The organism is Gelidibacter sediminis (assembly GCF_004364975.1).
Lineage (GTDB): Bacteria > Bacteroidota > Bacteroidia > Flavobacteriales > Flavobacteriaceae > Gelidibacter > Gelidibacter sediminis.
In genome coordinates, this window is record NZ_SOBW01000007.1 from 1205680 (window position 1) to 1230437 (window position 24758).

Below are 24758 nucleotides of genomic sequence, written 5' to 3' on the forward strand. Positions count from 1 at the left end.
TGATGGTTTTTTATGGTTAATTAATTACTATGGTCTCGTACTAAATTTTAAATCTGAGGCTTGGCGGTAGCCAAGACTCTTATTCTTGCATTTGTAGCATTCGGATTCGTTTTAGGAAAAATTCTTGCTACTCTGGCGTATTGCTTTAATTGGGATTCTTGATTGGTTTTCATAAGTATATAGTTTATAGTGGCTACTGTGTTTATAAATGATGTTTCTTAATTAGTCGTTTTTTTTCATACCTATTAATCCAACCACTACAGCTAAAAGCAATAAAAGGTGAACAGCTGGTTGTAATGAATAAACAAAGTAACTAAGGGCCCATGCAATGATCATGAGAACGGAAACGGTATAAAAGAACATTTTCATTTTAGGATCCTCGTACATTATGAGCTGTTTATTAAATACATTACAAAGATGACCCATTAACCCACCTTTTCTCTTACAGCATTTTCAGAATTGGTTATACAATTCCCATAAAAGCAAAAAAAAAACACCTTATATGTATGATATAAGGTGCTTTAAATGGCTAGTATAATGATTTTAGGTTATAGGCAGGTATACTGTAAAGGTTGCTCCAATATCTGGATTGCCATAGGCTGTAATGTAACCGTTATGATTCTCTACAATTTTTTTACATATAGATAACCCAATACCCGTTCCACTATATTCAGTTTTATTGTGAAGTCTATTAAATAGGACAAAAATTTTCTCAGCATATTCTTGATCAAAACCAATACCGTTATCCTGAATAGTAATGGTGTGATATGCATAATATTTGGAGTATTTAACATTTGGCAGAGCACTGGCATTGGTTCTAGAATAACTTATAGTGATTATTGGGGCCGTTTTCTCTCGGCTATATTTTAATGAATTGCTAAGCAAATTAAGAAATAGCTGCTTTATTTGAAATGGAATAACGCGCATGCTCGGTATTGAATCTGATGAGATGCGGGCTCTTTTATCAGCAATAATTTCTGCAAGATCATGTTTTGCGGTTTCCAATAAGATGTTGATATTGGAATCTGCCAACGCTTCTTCAGACTTGTTGGTTCTAGAAAATTGTAGCAAATCATCAATTAAGGATCGCATTCTTGAAGTGGATGATTTGATGCGTTCAATATAAAGTTGTCCGTTATTTGATAAATTATCCTTTTCCTTATCCTCAAGTCGTGATAAGAAGGTTTGTATCTTGCGTAAAGGTTCTTGCAAATCATGACTGGCAACATAATTAAAGGATGATAACTCTTTATTACTGCGCTCTAATTCTAAATTTCTCTTTTCGATAATTCGGTAATTCTCAATTTCGTCAGTGATATCTGCCGTTGTCCCTAAAAGTCTCTTATACCCATCAGAATCTACCAACAATTTGGCATACGCCTTAAAGTGCTTTATTATCCCATTTTTTTGAATAACTCTATAATGAATAAAAGGTAAATCCTCATTCTCCTTCATTTCTTCAACATGCTGGGTCAGTTTTTCAATATCATCAGGATGCACAAATGACAAATAATTTTCTAGATTGGGCTCAAAAGATTGTGGTTCTTCGCCTAGTAAACGATATAAGTTGTCAGAATATTCATAAATATTGTCTTCTACATGCCAAATCCAGTTGCCGTGTTTACTGATGATTTCTGATTGGGTGGTAGATTTTTTAAAGGTCTCTAAAAGCTCATTTTTCTCTTTTAAAATTTTTAAACTTCTACTAATGTGTAAATAGGTCAGTAATAAGATAAGTAACGATAAGATTATGACATAATACACCACCATTGGGGCATTATTTAAATTTTTATAACTTTTTGCCCTTGATGTTCCTAAAATATTCGTTTCATGTGCCGCCATTTGCTTTATTTTGAAACGCACACTGTTCATAGTACGTCTCCCTTCCTTAAAGGCTTCAATAAACTCAGGTGAATCAATATTATTGTTATTGGCAAGCTGGAGTGTTTTTTGAAAAATCGCTAAATTTTTCTCTACTTTTGTTCTTAATTCTTCAATATTTTTTTGTTGTTCAGGATTCTTTTTAGTGAGTTCCTCCAATTGTGCCAAGCTATATTGAAACGTATCACTATTAGTAAGTAAAGGCTCTAAAAATGTGGAATCTTTGGTAATGATATAGCCTCGTTTGCCACTTTCGGCATCTTTAAGCGCCGAAACCATTTTCTCTAATAAGATGTGTACTTCATAATTATGTTGTACCTCATCTATAGATTTAGTAAGTTCTTTAACATATCTATAAGCAAGACCGCCCATAACCAATACCACAAACAGTGTTAACCCGAATATGATTTTTAGGAAGCGTTCAGAATTGGTGATGAATCTTAAAGGCATAACTATAGACGTAATAAGAAGTTCTCTTTATCCAATCCGTTGGTATGGTATTGCCAGTTAACGGTCACCACATCTGATAAAATCTTTTTAAGATCATTAAAGGCACTGGGCTTTTTAATATAGATGTTGGCTCCTTGTACAAAGGTGTTCTCTATATCCTCTTCAGAAGCAGAGGTCGAGTATATGGCGATTGCCATGTCTTTAAATCTGTTGTTAGCCTTAATATCTATTAGACATTCCAACCCTGATTTTTTTGGCATATTTAAGTCTAAGAACAGAATATTGGGCAACATTGAATCCTCTTGGTTCAGAGCATCCATAAGTTCAATGCCGTCTTTGTAGACATCTACCTTTGTTTTTATTTTCAGCTCTTCAAAAGCTTCTACAAAAAATAATCTATCATCTTCATCATCGTCGGCTAATACAACATAAGTGTAATCTTCTTGCATTTTTTTGCTTGTTCTACTTTATTAATTTGATTTTAATGTTCTCCTTTTTGCAATAATGCGCTGAAAAGTGGTTGGCGTAATGCCTGTGGTATTCTTAAACTGTGTGCTTAAATGGGCAACACTAGAGTATTGTAATTTAAAGGCTATTTCTGTCAGTGATAAATCAGTATTGGTAATTAGTGATTTAGCATATTCTATACGTTGTAAAATGATAAAATTCTCAATAGAGGTATAGGTCACCTCAGAAAAAAGATTGGACAGATAACCATAACTATGGCCCAGCTTGTCTGATAAATATACAGAACTTTTAACGTTTTGACCTTCATTGGCATTTAATACCATATCAATTAGAGTGTCCTTAATCTTTTGTACTAGAATAACTTTTTGATTTTCTATCTTTTCAATACCATACTCTTTTAATATAGCATCAAATGCTTTCAGCTTGTCAGCAGGAACGGACTCCAAAAATTCAATTTCTCCAAAATTTAACATACGGTATTTAATATTAAGCTCATTTAATTTCTCATCGAGTATTCTCGAACAGAATTGGGTAAAATCAAATTTAATAAAGACTTTCATAGGCTAATTACTAGTTGGCTAATTTAACCATAATTTAAATAAGGTAAATATCTTTCCTGTTATAAACCACGGCTGAGGGGACGCAGGAGGTGTTTTAAACCGGAATTTATGAGCATAGTTTTCTTCTCTTTTTTATGAAGTCATCTGACAGGTATATAAATATCAAATACGGCACCCTCATTTAAACGCCCTTTTGCCAAAATTATTCCTTCATGATTTTCTATAATTTTTTTTACGATTGCAAGACCAATACCTGTTCCTGAATAGTCATCTTTACTATGAAGACGTTGAAATACCTCAAAAATTTTGTTACTGTACTGCGATTCAAAACCAATACCATTATCCTTGACCTCAATATGAGAATACAACGTATCTTTAGATAAAGAGATTATGCCAGCTTCATCTCCAGTAACCTCATCACAGTTGATTTCAACGACTAAAGGTTGATCGGCTCTAGCAAACTTAATAGAGTTACTGATTAGGTTTTGCATAACTTGATTAAACTGTACAGGAATAATATGGACGTCGCAAATATTATGCAGTTTTAAGCTAACATTGTCCTGGCCCAACTCTTCACTTAACGTTTCCTGAACTTCCTCTATAACCTCCAGTAAATGTTTGCGTTCATAATTGGACACTTCAACATTGGTCCTAGAATACGCAATCAAATCCTGAATAAGGTTTTGTATTCTTTGTGCAGATTTTTGCATTCTTGAAAAATGCTTTTTAGCATTGTCTGACAAATGATCATATTCAGTCTCTAAAATGCGCGATGAAAATGTTTGAATCTTTCGAAGTGGTTCTTGCAAATCATGACTTGAGATATAGACAAAAGACTGCAATTCTTTATTGATGTTTTCAAGATCCCGATTTTTTTGTTGTAACTCACTTGTGCGCAGTTGAACTTTGTGCTCAAGCTCAGTAGTAAACATTTTTTGTTCCTGAATGTCTGTGCTACTACCTACCCACATAGTAATATTACCTTCTGAGTCGCGTTGTGGAATGGCACGGCTAAGCTGCCAACGGTATTCGCCATCATATTTACGAAAACGATGCTCCATTAAAAAATCTTCCCCTGTTTTAACGGCTAATAGCCATTGTCTTATATTTTCTTGGCGTTCATCTGGATGCACAATTTGTATCCATCCTTCACTTTTAATCTGTCCCGGAGTGAGCCCTGAATATTCGTATACAGATTGATTAAAATACGTCATTTCGCCATTAGGGTCTGAGGTCCAGACGTGTTGGGGCATAGAATCTGCCAGAAGTCTAAATTTTTCTTCCCTTTCTAACAGTTGTTGCTGAAAGCTGCGCTCTTCAGTAATGTCCCTTACCGTCCCTAACATACGCTCTGGATTGTTTTGATCATCATAATAAACCTTGCCCTTGGCATCAATCCAATGTACAGATTGATCATCATGGATCACTCTAGCCTGATAATGTAGAGTGCCATTTATCAGAGCTCTTTCCATTTCCGTTTTCCTTTTTGGAAGGTCTTCAGGATGGTGGTGTGCTATAAGATCTTGATGAGACAAATTTCGTTGATTGCGAAATCCTAAAATTTCATAACAACGGTCAGATACGGTAATATCACCTGATTTTATATTAAAATCAAAAATGCCTAAATCACTGGCCTCAATAATAAGTTCTAATTTTTCCTCATTCTCCTCAATAATGTTTTTGGCCTTTACAGTGGCAGTGATGTCTGTAATAACCACCATTATACCAGTTATGACATTATTTTCGTTGAGAGGATGGTATACAAAATTATAATATCCAACTTCAGTCTTTTCATTGCGGTTTAAACTGATAGGAACTTCATAATTATAATAGGTATTCCCAGTGCTATAAACATCAGAAATTATAGGTGCCATAATGGTCTTAACATCTGGTAAGGATTCAAACAATGGTTTGTCTACAAATTGTTCTTCCTTTAAGTTTATCAACTGCAAATAATTATCATTGGCCATATCTACAATATGGTCAGGTCCTCTAAAAATTACAATTCCTAGTGGAGCTTGCATTACGGAGTCTCGGAATTTCTTCTCGCTGTCCTCTACTTTTTGTTTGGCTTGATGCAACTCAGTAACATCGGCAGCAGTATTCATGACCGCATGAACATTGCCTGCAGAATCTAAAAGCGGGGTAAAACTGTAATTAAAATAATAGGTACTAAGTGTATTGTTTTTTACAAGGTCTATTTTTTGATTTTTAGCATGAAAAGGAATGCCTGTATTGTATACATTTTTTATTTGCTCATAAATATACTGATTTTCCAATTCAGGTAATATCTCAGGATATGATTTACCTATAACGTCGTTCCCCTTGCCCCAGGCGTCCATGATGGATTGATTGGCCAACGAGATGCGCATGTCTTCTCCGGTATATACACCTATTGGAAAGGGTGCGCTTTCTACCAAAGCGCGCATATGCTGTTCACTATTCTCAATTTTCTTTCTAGCCTCCACTTGGGGCGTCACATCAATACCTATGGCCATTACCCCATTGATATTACCTTCTATATCGTAAAGTGGCTCAAAGGAAAAGTTGATATAAACAATGGAATTTACGTTGTCTACCGTAAAGGTAACCGGCATCTCAGAGGTTTCAAAACGCGTACCTGTTGTGGCGACATCATCCACAAGAGCCCTGATACCTTGAGATTCCAATTCGGGCATAGCTTCAAATAAGGGTGTGTCTAAGACTTGTTCTTCTGTTCTACCCCAGATATCTAACGCTAATTTATTGACAATTTCTACTCTGTAATCATCACCTCTTAAAATGGCCAATGCTACTGGAGCTTGCAGAATCATAAGTCTGAGGTTACGCTCACTCTCTTCTATTTTTTTTCTGGACAATACACGTTCCGTCACATCTTCCAAAGTACCTGTTAATCTATAGGCCACCATAGCATCATTGTACCATGCCCTGCCTTTAGCATGAACAATAATAGGCCTGTGTGTGATAGGGTTTTCAATAGTATATTCAATGTCATAATTACCATCCGATTCATTTTTCAAGACTTTGGAAACAGCATCAATCACCTTTTGTTTATCTGATTTTGAAACGGCCTCTATGGCTTGGTAAAGCTCTATGTCATTTTCCTTGGGCAAGCCAAACCATTCTTTAAGTCGGTTATTACAGGAAAACTTATTGGTTAAGGGGTTGTAATCAAATGTGCCTAATTGAGTGTTTTCTATGATAAATTCCATCTCACTTTTGCTCTCTTTCAACCCGTCTTCGGCATTTTTTTTATTAGTTGTTTCAATGACGGTTACCAAGACACCGCCCACTTCACCAGAATCCAAACGAATAGGGCTGTAAGCAAAATCAAAATAGCACACTTCATCATACCCATTCCGGTTTAGGGTGACCATAAAATCTGTAAACCTGACAGCTTCACCCTCCATGACGCCATCAAACATAGAACCGATAATGTGCCAAATTTCTGCAAACGTTTTTTTAGTACTAATTCCTAAAGCCTGTGGATGTTTAAGTGTTCCTAAAATTGGCCGGTATCCATCATTATAAATCTGGGTATAATCTTTGCCCCAGGCAATGTACATTCCAAAAGGATTGTCCAACATCACGCTTACCATTGTGCGCAAACTTGCAGGCCAAGTTTCTGGGGGTCCTAGTGGAGTTTTGCTCCAATCTTTGGCTCTTATGAGTTCTCCCATTTCGCCGCCGCCATCTAAAAAATTATGTGTTTGTTTGGTGATTCCCATGCAATTATTATGGTTGTATAATGAATTGTTCTCTTGATCGCTGAGAGAGATTTACGTCATTTAATAAAATTAGTGCTTTTTCGATAACGCGCTTTATATTGGCAAATTCAGCTGGCTTCTGAATATAATGAAGTACTCCTAACTGGTACAATTCATTGACTACCGTATGGTCGAGTGAAGTAGAATAAACAATAATAGGAATATGTGCCAATTTTTCTGTGGATTTAATTTCAGGAATACATTCCATTCCCGACTTTCGAGGCATGTTAAGGTCTAAAAAAATGAGATTTGGGAGCTCGGCATTTTCAGCACTTAAAAACTCCATTAATTCTACACCATCATTAACGACGGTAAGTTTACAATCATCTGAAATTTCGTCAGTTGCTTCCATGAAAAACTCGCAATCATCCATATCGTCATCAGCAAGTATCAGGTGTAGTTTAGGGTGTTTCATAATAAAAGTTTTGCTCGAAATTCTTTTGCTGATAAAGCGCTACAAAGGGATATACTAAGTTTTCAAAAATCAACAAGTTGTTAAAAATACATTATTTCCCTGAATTGTAAAACGATTATTTTTAACACTATCGCCTAATTATTAATGAAATAGATTTGGGCAGTTAATTCAATACTTCTGCCAAGCAATTGAGGTATGGCAACCTATTAAAAATGAGCCTTTAGGTGTATTAAAAAACCCACACTATAGGTGCAGGCTGTTTTTTCTGAATTTTCTCAAACAAGAAAATCATCGGTTAATTGGCAAGGTCTTCTAATGTCCTTACGCGGGCTAATGTACTTTCAATATCAGCGCGTTGTGATTGTAAAAGATTATTAATGCGGGGGGCTAAGGTGTGTTTGTTGATAACATCTTCATACTCCTTAACGCTTGCTTTTTCTCCGCGAATTACTTCTTCTAAAACGGCTTCATCATCATTGCCCGACAATGAACTTTTAATGTCAATCCATGCTCGATGCAAACGCCCAGTTACACTACCACTTTCTTTTGGCTTTTCATCCAAATCATGTAATGCTTTGTCTATGGCCGTGGCAAAATGACTGCGCTGTAGAGCTTGTTGTTTTAAGAAGTTCTTTAAGGCAGGAGTTTTGGCGTCATGCATCGCTTTTTTATAACCTTTTTCAGCGTCATAATTTTTTTCGAGAATACTCTGTAACACATTAACCGTTTCGTTGTGCGAGCGCTCTCTGGCCTCTTCTAATGTCGTTTTCATAATATCTGGTTTTTTAAATGGATATTTAAAATACGAAAAAAATGGCTTTTATTGTCTTAAAATATTCTTATTTGGGATAACATTAACCTTTGATTTTGTTGTCTTATCATTTGCGATTCAGATGTTTAACGAGTTTTGACATTTGTTGTAGATACCCCGCAACACAAAATGGGTCAGACCATTTAATCACCTAAAATTGACCCATTGGCAACCCGTGTGACAGTAAGGTTTACTTAACCAAAATTTTGTATTTTGCAGGATAAGGTATTTAAAGATTTATATAAAAAGCAGAGTGTTGTTCATAGCGTTCTTCATAATGTCAATTGATGCGTTACAAGCTCAAATTTTAGAACCCGTTAAATGGACAACCTCTGTAGAGAAAATTTCTGACACTGCATATACTTTAATGGCAAAAGCCTCTATCGAGAAAGGATGGCATCTCTATGCGCAAGATCTTAAGAAAGGAGGTCCAACTGCCACTGCATTTTATTTTGAAGTTGATGGGTATTGCCCTTTAGGAAAAACACTTGAAGGGGAAGGACATATCGTTATTTAAGATGCAAATTAAATAATTTTGACACGAGAGCCGAATTTAAGCAGCGCATACAGCTAACCAATCCAAATTTAAAAAAAGTTGTTGCTGAAGTAGCATTCATGGCCTGTAATGACATTCAATGTACAGCACCAACGTTTCAAGATTTAGAATTCATTTTAAAAAAATTAAGCACCTTAAAAACTTTAAAGTGCTCAGTTAAATTGAAAAACGTTTTGTTTCGATTTATTTGTTTTTTTCAGCAGTGTACTTTTTGTCCAGTTCAGTCAACATCACCTTACTCATCTTTTTAAGATCAAATTTAGGACTCCAATGCCACTCTTTTTGAGCTACACTATCATCTATAGAGCGTGGCCAACTATCCGCAATTTGTTGTCTGAAATCAGGATTGTAAGTAATTATAAAATCCTTAATATGATTTTGGATTTCGTCAGCAATATCTTTTGGTGTAAAACTAATAGCCGCTAAATTGTAAGATGACCGTATTTTTATTTGGTTGGCAGGTGCATCCATAATTTGTACTGTAGCATCAATGGCATCATCCATGAACATCATTGGGAGTTCAGTGTTTTCAGAAAGAAAACTTTCATATTTACCATCTGTAATGGCCTTATGGTAAATTTCTACAGCATAATCTGTAGTGCCACCACCTGGCATTGTTTTCCAACTGATAATACCTGGGTAGCGTAAACTGCGTACATCCACCCCATATTTGTCATGATAGTACTCGCACCAGCGTTCGCCCACCTGTTTGGTAATTCCGTAAACGGTGCTAGGTTCCATGATAGTATGTTGGGGGGTATTGTCTTTTGGCGTGGTCGGACCAAACACAGCAATGCTTGATGGCCAGAAAACTTTACTTATAAATTTAGCTTTTGCCAGGTTTAACACATGAAAAAGTGAATTCATGTTTAAATCCCACGCTTTCATAGGGTATTTTTCACCTGTAGCACTTAACATGGCGGCCATTAAATAAATGGTGTTTATGTTATGCTTTTCTACACAAAGTAGAATAGAACCATAATCTTGAGCATCTACAATTTCAAAGATACCAGAGTTAACAACATTTAGATTACTATAATTGATGTCAGAGGCAATAACATTATCATCACCATGAATACTGCGTAATTTATAGGTTAATTCTGAGCCTATTTGACCACATGCGCCAATAATTAAAATCTTTTCTGCCATTGTTGTTCGAATTTAATGCAAAAATACAAAGTTTTTTCCTGAAGAAAATGGAATTATATAGAATGAGGTTTGTCAATTATTTAAGAAGGTGATATTCAAATTGTCCCAAGATTATGTCTGGGTAAAATTTACACGTAAAGTGTTTCCTAATAGTGGAACTTATACACTTTATCTTAAAGAGTTTATAGATGGAATTTATGCAAACACTTGTTAGTTAGACTTGTACGGTATTTGACTGACTTGTGAACGTCTCATGGCATGTTTATTTCTTATTACACTTATGACAACACGATATGTAAACAGTTAAATTTTAAAATTGAAATATTATGAAAAAAGTAATTTTATCAGCAGCAATAGTATTAGGAGGATGGGCATCATTTGCAAATACTGCAGTAGTTGCACCTCAAATTGATGAGGTGGTATTGACACCACAGAAAGAGTATAAAGAGATCAAAGCAGAGGAGTTGCCGCAAGCAGTCAAGGATGCCTTAGCTGCCGATTTTCAGACCGCCACTCTAGATAAAGCTTATGTAAATACAAAGCTTGAATATAAGTTAGAAATTACCGTTGATGGAGCGGCATCAACAGTATATGCTGATAAAGATGGAAACTGGATAAATAAAGAATAAGGTTCCACTTTTAAGCAGAAAAAGGGCGTTTTTTTTAAACGCCCTTTTTTTATGTTTTTTTTAAAGGGTTTACTGAAATTAACTTGATATTTTTGTACAAATGAGGAATCCATGAGTACCATTCTTTTGGTTGAAGACGATGTGAGCTTTTCTGAAATGTTAAAACGTTTTTTAGAGCGTCACCAACATGCCGTAACATTATCTTATACCCTAGAAGATGCTAAACTTAAAGTAAAGGAAACCGTTTTTGATCTGGTGTTTACAGATCTCAGACTTCCAGATGGTGACGGGATAACATTATTGAATTTTATAAAAAACCGTGACGCTGCCCTTCCTGTAGTATTAATGACGGGCTATGCTGAAGTAACTACAGCAGTTAAAGCCATGAAAGAGGGAGCTTTTGATTATATATCCAAACCTTTTAATCCTGAAGAGGTCTTGCAAGTGGTCAAAAATGCACTTCAAAAATCAACAGTAGATGCCCAAACCACCACTACAAAACCAATAATTTCTCCAGACACCACTAAGGTTGCTACAAGTTTGGTAAAAGGGATTAGTGGGGCCTCTAAAGTCTTATATGACCATATCAATTTAGTGGCGCCAACAGACATGTCTGTCTTGATTTCTGGTGAAAGTGGTACGGGAAAAGAGGTGGTTGCCAAGGCCATCCATTTGAGTAGCTCAAGAAAACAACAACCGTTTATTGCGGTAGACTGTGGTGCCATACCCAAAGAAATTGCAGCAAGTGAATTTTTTGGCCATAAGAAAGGTTCTTTTACTGGAGCCATTAATGATAAAAAAGGCCATTTTGAGGTGGCTAACCATGGCACATTGTTTTTGGATGAGGTTGGGAATCTTACTTATGAGAACCAAATTCAATTACTGCGCGCTCTTCAGGAACGCCGTATCAAACCTATTGGGAGCAACGAAGAAATTGAAGTGGATATTCGATTGTTGACCGCTACCAATGAAGATTTATTACAAGCTGTTGAACAAGGCGATTTTAGGGAAGACCTGTACCATCGTTTAAATGAATTTTCAATAAAAGTACCCAGTTTGCAAGATCGACGTGATGATTTAATTCTTTATGCGGAATTCTTTTTAGAGAACGCCAATCAACAATTAAATAAATCCATTATCGGATTTTCTCCCGAAGTTTTAAAAATCTTTCAAAACTATTCCTGGCCTGGCAATTTGCGTGAACTTTCTAACGTAATTAAGCGCGCTACTTTATTGACCACGGGAAATTTGATTCAAAAAGAGGTATTGCCTCAAGAGTTGTCGTCACCCAATAAAGAAACAAATCCTCGTTCATTTTCTACAAAAGACAATGAGAAGGAATTGATTGTGAAAGCTCTTCAAAAGGTTAACAATAACAAAACGAAAGCTGCACAGCTTCTAAATTTTTCGAGAAAAACGCTCTATAATAAACTTAAGGAATATAATCTGGATTGATATACGCTTCCATTGCTTTACAGAATGGTTCGAGCTCAGTTTCTAAGGCTTTCAGAATTTCATTATCTACTACCTTGGTATGTTCTAATTTTGCTAAATGAGGCACTATGGTGTGCGCTCCCAGTTGCTTAAACATGGTCAGCATTCTATGGCTTAAGTCAGTAATGACTTTAAGGTTGTTTTCGTCATGGGCAGTCTTTAATTCGGTCAAGTGTTTCTCTGTATCCTCAAGAAAAATTTTTAAAAGTGATTTTAATGCCTCTTCGTCATAATTTAAAAATCCCGCAATAGAACTGGTGTCAAAATAATCGCAACTGTAGGATTTTTGCGCTTGTTGTTTTTCAGGTTTTCTAATGCGTTCAGGAAATAGTTCACTTAGTATCTCAAACCAGACATGCGAAGCGAATGGTTTAAATACAACTTTTGAAAATCCACTGTCAAGGTAATTTTCGGATTTAATATCCGTTCTGCCCGTCATGGCAATGATAGGTTGATTCTTATAAAAAGGCATGGTTTTAAGAGTTTCCATAAAATGGAAACCGTTCATTTTTGGCAATTGGATGTCTGTAATAAGCACATCAAACTTAAGGGTTTCCATAGCGGCAAGTGCTGCTTTGGCATCTTCAAAAGTTACGGTGGTAATCTGGTGTTGGCCTAAAACATCGGTCAGTAATTGACGCAATGCGGCATCGTCATCTACAATAATAGCCTTTAATTTAAAGTGGGGCGTTTCAGAAATTGTATGGGCCGTTTCCAATATCGCGTCTGAGAGTTTTACTGGGAAGGAGATAATGAATTTACTCCCACGCCCTGGTGTACTTTGCAAAGAGAGTGTGCCTTTTAGAATGTGCATAAGTTTCTTAGAAATGGCGAGACCTAAACCAAAACCAGAATGCTTTACATCTTTAGTTTGATTAACTTGGGTAAAGGCATTAAAAATATCCTCTTGTTTTTCTTTGCTGATGCCTATTCCGGTATCTGAAACAGTAATACTTACCGTATGTTCATTGTTTTTGGAATGCAATTGAGTGGTGATTGTAATGCTCCCTTGTTCAGTAAATTTATAGGCATTGCCAATTAAATTGTAGAGCACCTGCTTTATTCTGAAAGGATCAGAAACTATGGTGCGGTCCAATTCTGGAGCATGTTTTATATAAAGTTCAATAGGTTTATCAGCGTAAATAGCCTGAATATTAGTGCTGGTCTCGTCCAAAATTGTACGCAGATTAAACGGTATGCTTTCTATGGTAATATGGCCGTCTTCCAATTTTGAGAACTCTAATAGGTCATCTACCAATTGACTCATATAGCTCGATGCATTTTTTATATGGTCCAGGTAATTGCCTTCTTTAGTGGATTGAGCTGTTTTTTGAAGTAACTCACTATAACCAGAAATCGTACTTAATGGCGATCTTAAATCGTGACTCACCATATTAATTAATTGCTCCCTACTTTTTAATAGCGAATTGGTATAGGTGTTGGATTGCTCCAGTTTTTCTCGATATTGTTGACTTTTCCAAAAATCATTTAAAATCACAATCGAGAATATGATCACTAAAACGAAACTCACTAGTGCCGCTAGGTAAATAATAGTGGTGCTGCGGTCTAAAGCTTTTTGGCGCTGCGTCATGATGCTTTGCGATGAAGCTACCATCTCGCGTTCTAAATTTCGCAACAAATTTCGCAATTGCCGGGACGTGATAAGGTCATTTTCTGCCAATTCACGCTCCTTTAACATCAGCGATTGTTTTTGAGATGCCGCATCTTTCTGAATCTTATTTAACATGTTTCGTGAAATGGTCACGATGCTGTCTATTTGCCTCTGATCTACCTTACTCACAGAATCTTTTGCCTTTAAATCATTGGAAAATTGAATGAAACCTTCCAAAACTTCCTTGGTTTTTGGGTCTATCGCCTTCGGATTTTCGACGTAATCTTCTAAGGTTAATTTTCCTAAAATAGGATCTATACTCTTTAATTTGTTGATGGTTAATTCAATTGATTTTTCCGCATTGTTATTTTCCTTAAGCCGTCGTAATTCTGTCAAATCGCGCTGTTTCTTATCAAATATGACCTTAACGCTATCCAATAAAGCGTTCTGATACGCGTTGTTTACCAAGTCAGAGAGGGTGTCTATTGTTGACAAAAGGCTGTCATTCTGTAAAAGGTAAGCGTTGAATTGTGAATCTGTATTCAGTTGTAGCGCGGCTCTCGATAAACTTTCGTTTTCATAAATATCGGCTACCAAGCCACTTATCCTAATCAATTTATCCCGATCTTTTAAATCGTCCGTTTGTGCAGCCGTAAAATTTCTAAGTTCAGAAAACACCAGCCAGCCCGAAATCGCTGCCAAAATGCCAAGTGCGATATATCCAAAGAGGACTTTAAAAGTGATTTTTCTGCTAGATGCTTTCATGATACCCGTTGTAACGCAAAGCAAGATAAAAAATGTGTATGATTGGTGCGATATCAAATCTATTTTATCTCATATTAAATTGGAAGGCAGAAGCGTTGGTTATATGTCAATACGTTTGTAGTGCAGCTGCATTACTCCTATGGCAGCATTCAATAATTATTTTATTTACCTTTGATGCTTAACCTATATCAACAATATCCTTATTTATGAAACAGCTTGTGTTACTGTGTGCCTTAATTATATTCAGCTGTAAATCTGAACCAAAGATTGAAACAGGTACGACTGAACTTCAGGAAAAGGACTATACCATAAAGGTTGAGGATATTGAAGCAATTCAATATACGGAGTATGTATTGAGTCCAGACAGCTCTGAAGCTATTTTAGATTGGCAACCCTACCAAGATTTACAGAGCCATATGGAATTATTAAAAGCAGCAAACTTGTCATTCTTTAGAGTAGAACAAGAAATTATGAAGAAATTTATTGCAGAATTGAAAATGCAACAACCTCCAATTGTCACTACACCAGCAATTAGATCGCGAATGACGGTTTTGGAAACGAATCTTTTGAGATTACAAAACCTATCCAATCTTGATAATATTAAAAAGGAAGACCTTTTAGAGGCTATTAAGGAATTACTTATAGCTGATGCAAACTTAAAACTTCAAATAAATAAAAAGTTTGAAAAAGAGGCACAACAAATTCAGCTTCCTGTTAAAACGCAGCAATAAGATTATTGGAACTATTGATGCCGTTCTTAAGGGTGGATACTCCTAATTATTGTCTTAATATTTTGTTAAGATGTAACAATTACATCAATTAAGCATCTCATTAATAACTAAATTAGGCAAATTAAAATATTTTAAACACTATGAACACCAATCTTAAGTATGCGCTTGCAATTACAGGTTTGGCCGTTACAACCTTTGTTGGATGTAAGGAAGAACCAAAAAAAGACACAGCAATGGCAGAAGAAAAAATTCCTGGTATTGTCCTTGAAAACATGGACACTTTAGTAAGTCCGAAAGATGATTTTTACAAATTCGTTAACGGAAACTGGGAAAAAAACACTGTAATTCCTGATGATGAAACCCGTTGGGGCGGATTTGGGGTGTTGCGTAAAGCTACCCGTCAGGATGTTTTAGACATTGTTAAAACATCAAAAGAATTAGGAACGTACGCTGATGGTACGGACCAAAAGAAAGCCTTATTGCTTTTTGAAAGTGAACTGGATACAGTAGCTAGAAATGCGGCAGGTATAGAACCTCTTCAACCCTTGTTGACCGCCATCAATGGCATAAAGAACGTTGCAGACATGCAAACGGTCATTGCTACGGTAAATGGTGTAAGCGCTCCTTTTGCTGGCATTGCAGCGTCACCAAACCTGAATAATAGTAGTATGAATATGACCTGGGTATTTCCTGGGGGATTAGGACTACAAAGAGACTACTATTTAGATCAAGATGCCAAATCTAAAGAAATAAGACAAAAATACGTGGCGCACATTTCACGAATGCTTCAATTTATTAATTATGATGAAGCTAAAGCGAACGCCGCCGCAAAAAAAATATTGGCAATGGAAACCAAATTGGCAGAGCCAAGATTGGATAAAGTAGCCATGAGAGACGCACGTAATTATAATAATCCGGTAGCGTTTACTGAATTGCAAAAAATGACACCTGCAATTAATTGGCAAAAAATGGTGGACGATTTAGGTATTGACAAGAAAATTGATACTGTAAACGTGATGCAACCAAAGTATATGTCATCATTACAAAACTTTTTAAAACAAACACCTATTGAAGATGTTAAAACCTTAATGGTTTGGAATACACTTGATAATTCTGCTAACTTTCTTTCTACTGAAATTGAGAAAGCCAACTGGGATTTTTATGCAAAAACGTTAAACGGGGCACAAAAGCAACGTCCAGCTGAAGAGCGTGCTTTGGGTACTGTAGACGGCGCAGTAGGTGAAGCTATTGGTAAATTGTATGTGGAAGCAAAATTTCCGCCAGAGGCAAAAGCGAAAGCAGAAGAAATGATTGCTGATGTCATCAAAGCCTTCCAGAATAGAATTATGAAATTGGATTGGATGACTGAAGAAACAAAGAAGAAAGCCGTTGAAAAATTAGATAAATTTACAGTAAAGATTGCTTATCCCGATGAGTGGGAAGACTATTCAAAACTGCAAATTAAAGAAGGTAACAGTTATGCTGAAAACATGTTGGCCGTAAGTACTTGGGCAAGAGAAAAGAATTATTCTGAAATCAATGAACCAGTAGACAAGAAAAAATGGGGTATGGCACCGCAAACGGTCAACGCTTATTTTAATCCTCGTAACAATGAGATTGTTTTTCCTGCGGCAATTTTACAACCTCCATTTTATAATTATACTGCTGATGCAGCAGTAAATTATGGTGGTATCGGGGCGGTAATTGGGCATGAAATTTCCCATGCTTTTGACGATTCTGGCGCACGTTTTGACGGCGATGGAAACTTAAGGAACTGGTGGACAGAAAAAGATTTGGAAGAGTTTACTAAACGTGGTGATGCTTTGGCTGAACAATACAGTGGTATTGAAGTTATGGACAGTGTATTTATCAACGGTAAATTTACCTTAGGTGAAAACATTGGTGATCTTGGAGGAATTCTCGGGGCTTACGATGGGTTACAGTTACATTTTGAAAAACACGGGCGTCCTGACAAAATTGACGGATTTACGCCAGAGCAACGTTTCTTTATGAGTTGGGCAACTGTTTGGAGAACATTAACTAGAGAAGATGCCTTAAGAACGCAGATTAAAACAGATCCGCATTCTCCAGGTATTTACAGAGCTACACAACCTTTAAAAAATGTGGATGCATTTTATGAGGCTTTTGACATCAAGGAAGGCGATCCTATGTACTTAGCACCTGAAAAGCGTGTTAGAATTTGGTAATTGCCAAAAAACTATGATATAAAAAAAGCAGTCTATTTTTTAATAGGCTGCTTTTTTATTTGGTGTTAATTTTTTATTTGACCGACTTTTAACTTCTTAATTCTAAAAGCAAAGCGGTCTTTGTTCTTAATACTATTATCCTTATTCCGTTCCTTTCTTACGGTTTAATAACGCTTCTTTAGTAATTTGTGCCATATTAAAATTAGGATCAATTGCTAAAGCTCTATTTAAAGTAGCTAAGGCAATTTCTTGATTTGCGTCTTTGTCTTCACTATACATCACAATAGCTTTTAAGTATAAGAATCCGGCCTTCAAGGAGGTTTGATAAGGCTGTTGGGTTTCGTAATATGTACGTCTCATGTCATCAGTTACATTGGCCAACCCATATTCTACCTTTTCTTTGGCACCTTCCAAATTACCAGTCTGTAGCATTAAATCAGCAATTTCATAGGCAACGCTTGGCACAGGTTTACGTGTGTACAGTACGTTATAAAACTCCAAGGCACGCTTGCGGTCGCCCAATTCTTTTAGAGCAATGGCTTTAATTTCAGTATTTAAATCAGAATCTGTTCCGCTCTTTTCAATGCCAATGGTGTTTAAGGCTTCTATATGTCGGCCTTCAGAAATATAAATATACGCTAGGGTGTCTTTTCTAGCTTGTGTAGGTTTAATAACATCCAGGTGCGTCATCGCATTGATAACACCTTGAATATCACCCTGTTTTTTCATTTGCTTGTAATAGCCTTCAAAATGTTTTTGAAGTTCAGTTTTTGTTTGGGCAGTGATGCTTAGGGTGCTCATCACGGTTACAAGTAGTATTAGTTTTTTCATGTTTTAATAAAGTATTCAGTGTCTTTAAATCAGGACGTTATTACATTAATTGCGCCAAATCTATAAAAATTAATAAAATAAACTCTTAAAAGCGTACTAATTGTTAAAGGCTGTGAAGAAACCTGTATTTTAAATTGGTTTCCACTTTCTTGCTGGAAATGAGTTTCCCTTTACTTGGTGCTGTATGATCAAATTGGGGACGAGGCATGCTTTTGGCGTCACAAACTGCGTTGTAATACGCTTTTCGTGTGGGATGCTGAGGTGCCGCCGCATTAAACTCTGTTTGCCATTTTCGGGCTGCAATGATGGTTTTAATAATGCCTATGCAATCTTCCTGATGAATCAAATTAACAGGACCATCTGGATTTTTAACGTTTGTTTTTCCAGATAGGAATTTTGATGGATCACGATCATCACCAATCAAACCACCAAATCTGACGATGGTAGTCATAAGATTTAAATTGCTCTTAAAAATCTCTTCTACCGCAATAAGTTGTTTGGCGGATGACGATTGTGCGTTTGTGGGGCTTTCTTCCGTAATAATTGGCATGTCTACAGTTTCTTCATAAACAGAAGTGGAACTCACATAAATTAGGTTCTCGATTCCCGACTTTTCAATGTGTTGACAAAGCAGCGCCATTTTTTTTGTAAAATCGGAGTTGGGATTTTTTCTCAGTCCTGGCGGAATATTGATAATCAGTATTTGAGAATCTGCTAAACAGTCTTGAATTTGACCCTCTATTTTATCTTCAAAAATGGTGACCTCAAAGGGCCTAATTCCTGCCGATTTTAAAAGCTCAAATTTGTCTTTTGAGGTTGTGGAGCCTTTTACAATATGACCATTTTTGACTAATGCTGCTGCAAGTGGCAAGCCTAACCAACCACAACCAATGATGCTGATGTGTTTATTCAAAAGAAATTGTTTTTTTTATCATTATAGCGTCATTGAGCACAAATGGTTTCGGAATCATCGTGTTTGGGCGCGTTGGTATTCGGAATAAGTCATTTTCTAACAAATCAAAAGAGACTTCAAATATTTGAAATGTGGTTTTTTGTTCTGCCGGAACGGTGAAATTCAATTCAATCGATTTATGTTCCGTCACCATATAACTGAACAATCGGTTTTTGATGCGATTTGCAAAAACGAGCATCTCATTTTCTTCCTTTTCAATTTCTAATCCGTTAATATTAAACGATAGAAATTGATTGGAATTGTCGGCAAAAAATTCCAACGTATTGACAGCGCGTTGCGGTGAAATAAACACCTGAAGATGTCTGACATCTCCAATAACAGTATCCTTTTGCTTATCGATATAAGGTGTTTTAAGAGGTTTGATGACCGCGTTTTTACTGTACGTTAACTGTGTGCCGTATTTACTTTCAAAGTTGACAGAAGACGCGTCGAACATATCAGGACTGTCAGTAAGATAGGCTTGGGTCCAATCGTCCAATAGTTTATCATAGGTTGCCCAATGTGCCTCATCTTTATCGGCATCATAGAAATACACCAAACTGTTTGGTTTTGGACGCTCTTCAGTAAAGTCAGATTGGAAATGTGCAACTACAAAACAACCAAAGGATGCAAAAAATAATAGGAAAGCCCATCGGTTTTTATAACGTGAAAATCCGAAAACAGAAATACACAATGAAAACATGAGCGATACTAAAAGTGTAGTTGCAATGATGGTTTTGAGTCCAAGCCCAACAGGAAACATTTGTATAAAAGGCGACATGATCAGTAATAACGGAAAGAGCAGCAAGGTCATTAAAATGATGTCCGGACGCTTTTGTCTGACCAATACAAAAAGGCTAATCAATCCGAAATACACCGGAATGATAAAAAAGCTGGCCCCTTTAAGCTTAAATGCCACCGCACCACAGATAATTAACCATAGTAATAATGGCGGAACGGTTAAACTTGCTGTGTTTTCTGGTTTATAAACCTTGTTGTAAAGCCACATACATACGGCCGTAGAAAATAAGGCAAAAACCCAAATATATAAATGTCCATTATAAGGAAAACCATGAAGGATTTCGCCATACTGCGGATACATTACCAACAATAATTTCCATCCAAAAAAACCTACAACGCCGTTAATGAGCAGTGCACCAATCCCCGGAAGGAAACCAATGGCCATATGTTTGGCGTTTAAGCTTCGTTTTTTAATCCCATAAAATACCAAGGCACAAAAGATAAGAATTGCCAAAATGAGCATTGGTAAAATCCATGAATTAGGATAACTCACCATCTTAAAAAGTGGCACGTTAAAATAGACAGAATCTTCAGTGCTTTTTACATTATTGAGGTTAGCGTCCGAGAAATAATGTAGTAAAGGCATAAAATAACTGCCTTGGTGTTCTAAGGTGTTTCGGTCGAGACGCTCATAGTTATCTAAAGCCGTATGGTAGTCATAATGGTCATCTATAAAAGCAAAATTAAGCCCGTCAATATCGCCATCTTCCCTAAAATAGGTTAAATCCGTATCATTGGGTAGCATTTTATAAATGCTGTAGGCCAAGGAATTCGCTACCGGATACTCAGGGTTTGCTTCCTTAAATCCTTTAATTAAATTTTGGTTGCCCCCGTTGGTTTCTATTAGCATATAGCTTGGGCCGCCGCTGCCACGTGCTTCAAAGTTTAACACGAGTCCGACGTCTTTTGCCCACGGATGCTGATTTACAAAAATATCTGCGCCGTTTAATCCTAATTCTTCTGCATCAGAAAACAGAATAATAATATCGTTTTTAGGTGTTTTGCCTTCGCTCAAAAAAGCCCGAATGCCTTCCAAAATAGTAACCACTCCTGACCCAGCATCACTTGCACCCAATGAGGCGTGAGATTTACTGTCGTAATGGGAGAGCAGGAGTAGGGCTTTTGTATTGTCGCTGCCTTTAATCCGTGCTAAAATATTCTTTGGTTTGACGATGCTTCCCCATTTTTTATTTTGACTGTAAGCTTCTTGTACTTGAGTCTCTAAGCCGAGGTCGTTCAAGGCTTTTATGAGGTAATTTTTAACCACTTCATGCTCTGCAGAGCCAACATAATGTGGTTTCTGGGTTATATTTTTAAGGTGGATTAAAGCACGTTCAGAAGAGAAAGCCGTTTTTTCAGTATTTAGATCAGAAATTTTCGTTGGCATTAAAGCGAAAAAGCTCCAATACATAGCCATAATGATAAGGGCAAGTGAGATGGCTTTTTTAAGCATATTGTGTTGGTTTGGTTGGTCGGTTAAATCTACAAAATTAATTTGGTGTAATTCGGTTTAGGTTAAATGGGGAATTATCGTTAAATTTAAAGTTCACTAAATTAATAAGTTATGGCAATAAAGAGTTTTCAAGGCGCACGAAAGCAGCAGCAAAAAGGCACCACACAGTTGCCTTGTAGAGTGTGTGATTATATGACAAAAGACCTGATTACATTCAGAACCGATCAGAAGATCATTGAGGTGGTAGAAATCCTTATAAAGAATAAAATTTCGGGAGGTCCAGTGGTCAACGAAAAGAATGAATTGGTTGGAATAATTTCTGAGGGTGATTGCTTAAAGCAAATTAGCGAAAGCAGGTATTACAACATGCCTATGGAAGATGATACAGTAGAACAACGCATGGTTAAAAATGTTGATACCCTAGATGGGAATATGAATGTTTTTGATGCTGCCAACGTGTTTTTAGAGTCCAAACACCGCCGCTTCCCCATTTTAGAGAATGGAAAATTAGTGGGACAAATCAGTCAAAAGGATATCTTAATGGCCGCCTTAGAGATGAGGGGTGATAATTGGAATTCAACCATCAGAACCAGCCATCCTTAACTAACTCTCGCGTTTTACCAAGGCATAAAAATCGCCTTCAATAGGCAAGTAGCCTTGATCATACACAAAGTAATACACCGTTCCAACCTTGGTGGTGTAAATGCTTGTAAAATAATTAAAGTCAAATCCTTTTTCAATAAGTTTCCCACGGGAGACTTTTGTTTTTTGATCTGGATTTAAACTTTCCAGAATCCGATAATTTTTACGCAGCCTGTTATTGGTGTTTCTAATCAGATTCTTGCTGTCCTTATTGATGGTATTGTTATAGGAATTTCTACAGGCATCACTGCAGAATTTCTTATCGGTTCTCCCGATAATTTTATCACCACATTCTAAACATTCTTTGCTCATGTTATGGGTTTTGAGAGTGTTCTTTTGCTATTAAAGATATACTTTCTTGCTGAATCCGAGATTACAATCCTTTTGAAAGAATCAGCGTATTGGTATTATTCACTTTTTCAAACACTCCAGTATGATATTTATGGGATTTTAACAACTCAATCACGTCAACTAAGGCCTTGTTTTTTGTTTTTTGCAATGAGGCGTTAAATAAAATGGCGCCATTACTAGTAGACGCTGCGATGACTTGCTTCCAAAACGGAATGGCTAAAAATGCAATTGGTACATCTGTATCAATAAACAAGTCGATGATGATCAAATCATATGCTATTTTATTTGACTGCATGAACAGTAATGCATCTTCACAAATAATTTTTAAGTTGGAATCTTCTTTAAGGTTGAACTCATTTCTTGCAATGTCTATGACTACCGGATCAATATCAACTGCAGTAATGGGTTTAGAATACGAAAAATCGTTGCGTAAAGTTTCAATAACACTGCCACCGCCAAGACCTAAAAGCAAAACGGAATTGACTTGCTTTAGATTGATTTTTTCGAGGCCAAATTTTAAAATCCGTTGTAGTGACCCATAGGAATAATTTGCGTTTTTGGTGTCGAGATGCTTTTTGCCGTTATACCATGTAATTTCTAAAGTGCCACTGAAGTCTGAATGCACTTTTTTTGTGATGGGATAGAAATAACTTAAAAGCTTTGCCATGACTCAAATATAGTGTTTTTAATGGTCTGAATTACCCGTTTACAAACGACTACAAACATTTACAAACGATTTTAAATAGTTAACTACCGAATAACATAAAGACCCTGTCACATCTTTGCAGTGTTGAATTGACCGAACGATATTCAATAGTATTAACTGTTTAACCTTTAAATTTTAGAACTCATGAACGCATTAAGAAACACAGTACAGTTGATTGGAAGATTAGGACAAGATCCAGAAATCGTAAGTTTTCCAGATGGAAACAAAATTGCTAAATTCTCTATAGCTACTGATGACAGCTACAAAGACAAAAGTGGCACCAAAGTGGAGCGTACGTATTGGCATAACGTTGTTGTTAGAGGTGGATTGGTAGACGTGGTTGAAAAATATGTCGCCAAAGGCAAGGAGATCGCCATTGAGGGCAAATTGACCAACCGCTCTTGGGACGACAAAGATGGCATTAAGCAATATATGACAGAAATTCAGTGCAATGAACTGCTGATGTTGGGAGCGAAATAATAATCAAATCGCAAGAGTATAAAATTCCAAATTCCAATTGGTAACAGTTGGGGCTTGGAATTTTTTTTAGTTATTATCTTTTAGAAATAGAGCTCTTGAGCCAATCGAAACGTGTTGGCATGTGCTTCAATAATGATTTTGATATCTGGCGAATAACCACCGCCCATACTGCACATTACAGGAATGCTGTAGTCTTTACAAGTTTGTAGGACATAGCGATCTCGCGCTTTACAACCTTCTATGGACAAACTTAATTTTCCTAGTTTATCTGAAGCAATCACATCCACACCACTCAAATAATAGATAAAGTCGGGTTGTTCAGCAGCAATCAATTTTGGTAAGGTATCTGTTAAAATCGAAAGATACGTGTCGTCTTCACAACCGTTTTCGAGCGCAATGTCTAAATCACTCTGTTCTTTTTTAAAGGGATAGTTGGCTTTCCCGTGCATGGAAAAAGTGAATACGGACGGATCATTTTGAAAGATTTTAGCTGTGCCATTACCTTGGTGCACATCCAAATCGACTATCAATATTTTTTTAGCCAAGCCTTTGTCCTGCAAATAGCGGGCGCCAATGGCTTGATCGTTCAAGATGCAAAAACCTTCGCCGCTGTCAGCATATGCGTGGTGCGTACCTCCAGCAATATTCATCGCAATGCCATATTTTAGAGCGTATTCACTCGCTTTCATAGTCCCGTCGGCAATCATCACCTCCCGTTTCACCAACATATCGCTTAACGGAAATCCAATTTTCCGAACAGCTTTCGCGTCGAGCGTTAAGTTTTTGAGGTGATTAAAGTATTCGGAGGTATGCACTCTCAAAATTGGAGCATCATCAGGTACTGTTGGCTCAAAGAAATTTGCAGCGGTACAGGTGCCTTCATAGATTAATTGCTCAGGCAATAACTCGTATTTAAGCATCGGAAATCGATGGCCTTCTGGCAAAGGATGTTTGTAAATAGGGTGGAACGCTATTTTAAGCATAAATTTCTAAGGTGCACAAAAGTTAAATGAGCAGAATGTAACACTGATCGATGCGCAAATTATA

General features: G+C 36.6%; 23 protein-coding genes. 7 read left to right on the forward strand and 16 right to left on the reverse strand.

What is annotated here, in order from left to right; translation table 11 throughout:
- Positions 1 to 47 precede the first annotated feature (47 nt).
- The 8 genes from BXY82_RS15640 to BXY82_RS05210 form a co-directional block, all read right to left on the reverse strand.
- Complete coding sequence (locus BXY82_RS15640) at positions 48 to 173, reverse strand: hypothetical protein (protein WP_262711358.1); 126 nt, start codon at positions 171 to 173, stop codon at positions 48 to 50.
- Positions 174 to 222: 49 nt separating this feature from the next.
- Positions 223 to 426, reverse strand: coding sequence for a lmo0937 family membrane protein (locus tag BXY82_RS15685; protein ID WP_394345926.1), 204 nt, complete (start codon positions 424 to 426; stop codon positions 223 to 225).
- A 117-nt stretch (positions 427 to 543) separates the two neighbouring features.
- Positions 544 to 2331, reverse strand: coding sequence for a CHASE3 domain-containing protein (locus BXY82_RS05185; RefSeq protein ID WP_133757097.1), 1788 nt, complete (start codon positions 2329 to 2331; stop codon positions 544 to 546).
- 2 nt (positions 2332 to 2333) lie between these two features.
- A complete protein-coding gene (locus BXY82_RS05190; protein ID WP_133757098.1) occupies positions 2334 to 2780 on the reverse strand; it encodes a response regulator in 447 nt (148 codons plus the stop codon).
- Between the two features lie 21 nt (positions 2781 to 2801).
- Positions 2802 to 3359, reverse strand: a complete 558-nt coding sequence (locus BXY82_RS05195; protein ID WP_133757099.1) for a helix-turn-helix domain-containing protein — start codon at positions 3357 to 3359, stop codon at positions 2802 to 2804.
- A 140-nt stretch (positions 3360 to 3499) separates the two neighbouring features.
- Positions 3500 to 7087, reverse strand: coding sequence for a PAS domain-containing sensor histidine kinase (locus BXY82_RS05200; protein WP_133757100.1), 3588 nt, complete (start codon positions 7085 to 7087; stop codon positions 3500 to 3502).
- A gap of 7 nt (positions 7088 to 7094) precedes the next feature.
- The gene (locus tag BXY82_RS05205) at positions 7095 to 7541 is read right to left on the reverse strand and encodes a response regulator (protein WP_133757101.1); all 447 of its coding nucleotides are present in this window, start codon (positions 7539 to 7541) and stop codon (positions 7095 to 7097) included.
- A 295-nt stretch (positions 7542 to 7836) separates the two neighbouring features.
- Positions 7837 to 8313, reverse strand: a complete 477-nt coding sequence (locus BXY82_RS05210; protein WP_133757102.1) for a ferritin-like domain-containing protein — start codon at positions 8311 to 8313, stop codon at positions 7837 to 7839.
- Between the two features lie 316 nt (positions 8314 to 8629).
- Between BXY82_RS05210 and BXY82_RS05215 the strand changes: the two genes are divergently transcribed.
- Positions 8630 to 8869, forward strand: coding sequence for a hypothetical protein (locus BXY82_RS05215; RefSeq protein WP_133757103.1), 240 nt, complete (start codon positions 8630 to 8632; stop codon positions 8867 to 8869).
- A gap of 222 nt (positions 8870 to 9091) precedes the next feature.
- Here BXY82_RS05215 and BXY82_RS05220 read toward each other — a convergent pair whose 3' ends face one another.
- The gene (locus BXY82_RS05220) at positions 9092 to 10057 is read right to left on the reverse strand and encodes an NAD-dependent epimerase/dehydratase family protein (RefSeq protein WP_133757104.1); all 966 of its coding nucleotides are present in this window, start codon (positions 10055 to 10057) and stop codon (positions 9092 to 9094) included.
- Between the two features lie 326 nt (positions 10058 to 10383).
- Here BXY82_RS05220 and BXY82_RS05225 point away from each other — a divergent pair, with 326 nt between their 5' ends.
- Positions 10384 to 10686 carry a hypothetical protein gene (locus BXY82_RS05225; RefSeq protein WP_133757105.1) on the forward strand — a complete coding sequence of 101 codons (303 nt, stop codon included), beginning with the start codon at positions 10384 to 10386 and terminating at the stop codon, positions 10684 to 10686.
- A 111-nt stretch (positions 10687 to 10797) separates the two neighbouring features.
- Positions 10798 to 12141: a sigma-54-dependent transcriptional regulator gene (locus BXY82_RS05230; RefSeq protein ID WP_133757106.1), complete on the forward strand. Its 1344-nt coding sequence runs from the start codon at positions 10798 to 10800 to the stop codon at positions 12139 to 12141.
- On the opposite strand, the gene BXY82_RS05235 is transcribed toward BXY82_RS05230, so the two are convergent.
- A complete protein-coding gene (locus tag BXY82_RS05235; RefSeq protein WP_133757107.1) occupies positions 12119 to 14557 on the reverse strand; it encodes a hybrid sensor histidine kinase/response regulator in 2439 nt (812 codons plus the stop codon). The genes BXY82_RS05230 and BXY82_RS05235 overlap by 23 nt on opposite strands.
- Positions 14558 to 14763: 206 nt before the next feature.
- On the opposite strand from BXY82_RS05235, the gene BXY82_RS05240 reads away from it, so the two are divergent.
- Positions 14764 to 15288, forward strand: coding sequence for a hypothetical protein (locus BXY82_RS05240; protein WP_133757108.1), 525 nt, complete (start codon positions 14764 to 14766; stop codon positions 15286 to 15288).
- Between the two features lie 140 nt (positions 15289 to 15428).
- Positions 15429 to 17495 carry a M13 family metallopeptidase gene (locus BXY82_RS05245; RefSeq protein WP_133757109.1) on the forward strand — a complete coding sequence of 689 codons (2067 nt, stop codon included), beginning with the start codon at positions 15429 to 15431 and terminating at the stop codon, positions 17493 to 17495.
- Positions 17496 to 17636: 141 nt separating this feature from the next.
- On the opposite strand, the gene BXY82_RS05250 is transcribed toward BXY82_RS05245, so the two are convergent.
- The 3 genes from BXY82_RS05250 to BXY82_RS05260 all read right to left on the reverse strand — a co-directional run bounded on the left by BXY82_RS05250 (position 17637) and on the right by BXY82_RS05260 (position 21532).
- Entirely contained in the window at positions 17637 to 18326 is a 690-nt protein-coding gene (locus BXY82_RS05250; protein ID WP_133757110.1) for a tetratricopeptide repeat protein, read from the reverse strand.
- Between the two features lie 103 nt (positions 18327 to 18429).
- The gene (locus BXY82_RS05255; RefSeq protein ID WP_133757111.1) at positions 18430 to 19239 is read right to left on the reverse strand and encodes an NAD(P)H-binding protein; all 810 of its coding nucleotides are present in this window, start codon (positions 19237 to 19239) and stop codon (positions 18430 to 18432) included.
- Positions 19232 to 21532 carry a M28 family peptidase gene (locus BXY82_RS05260; protein ID WP_133757112.1) on the reverse strand — a complete coding sequence of 767 codons (2301 nt, stop codon included), beginning with the start codon at positions 21530 to 21532 and terminating at the stop codon, positions 19232 to 19234. Before BXY82_RS05260 ends, BXY82_RS05255 begins: the two co-directional genes overlap by 8 nt.
- Before the next feature lie 111 nt (positions 21533 to 21643).
- On the opposite strand from BXY82_RS05260, the gene BXY82_RS05265 reads away from it, so the two are divergent.
- Positions 21644 to 22135, forward strand: a complete 492-nt coding sequence (locus tag BXY82_RS05265; protein WP_133757113.1) for a CBS domain-containing protein — start codon at positions 21644 to 21646, stop codon at positions 22133 to 22135.
- On the opposite strand, the gene BXY82_RS05270 is transcribed toward BXY82_RS05265, so the two are convergent.
- Positions 22136 to 22486 (reverse strand): hypothetical protein, encoded by a 351-nt coding sequence (locus tag BXY82_RS05270; protein WP_133757114.1) that lies wholly within the window; start codon positions 22484 to 22486, stop codon positions 22136 to 22138.
- A 61-nt stretch (positions 22487 to 22547) separates the two neighbouring features.
- A complete protein-coding gene (locus tag BXY82_RS05275; RefSeq protein ID WP_133757115.1) occupies positions 22548 to 23192 on the reverse strand; it encodes a spermidine synthase in 645 nt (214 codons plus the stop codon).
- Positions 23193 to 23375: 183 nt separating this feature from the next.
- Here BXY82_RS05275 and BXY82_RS05280 point away from each other — a divergent pair, with 183 nt between their 5' ends.
- A complete protein-coding gene (locus tag BXY82_RS05280; protein ID WP_133757116.1) occupies positions 23376 to 23711 on the forward strand; it encodes a single-stranded DNA-binding protein in 336 nt (111 codons plus the stop codon).
- Between the two features lie 80 nt (positions 23712 to 23791).
- Here the strand turns inward: BXY82_RS05280 and BXY82_RS05285 are convergent, their stop codons facing one another.
- Positions 23792 to 24694, reverse strand: a complete 903-nt coding sequence (locus tag BXY82_RS05285) for a histone deacetylase family protein (protein WP_133757117.1) — start codon at positions 24692 to 24694, stop codon at positions 23792 to 23794.
- Positions 24695 to 24758: the final 64 nt, after the last annotated feature.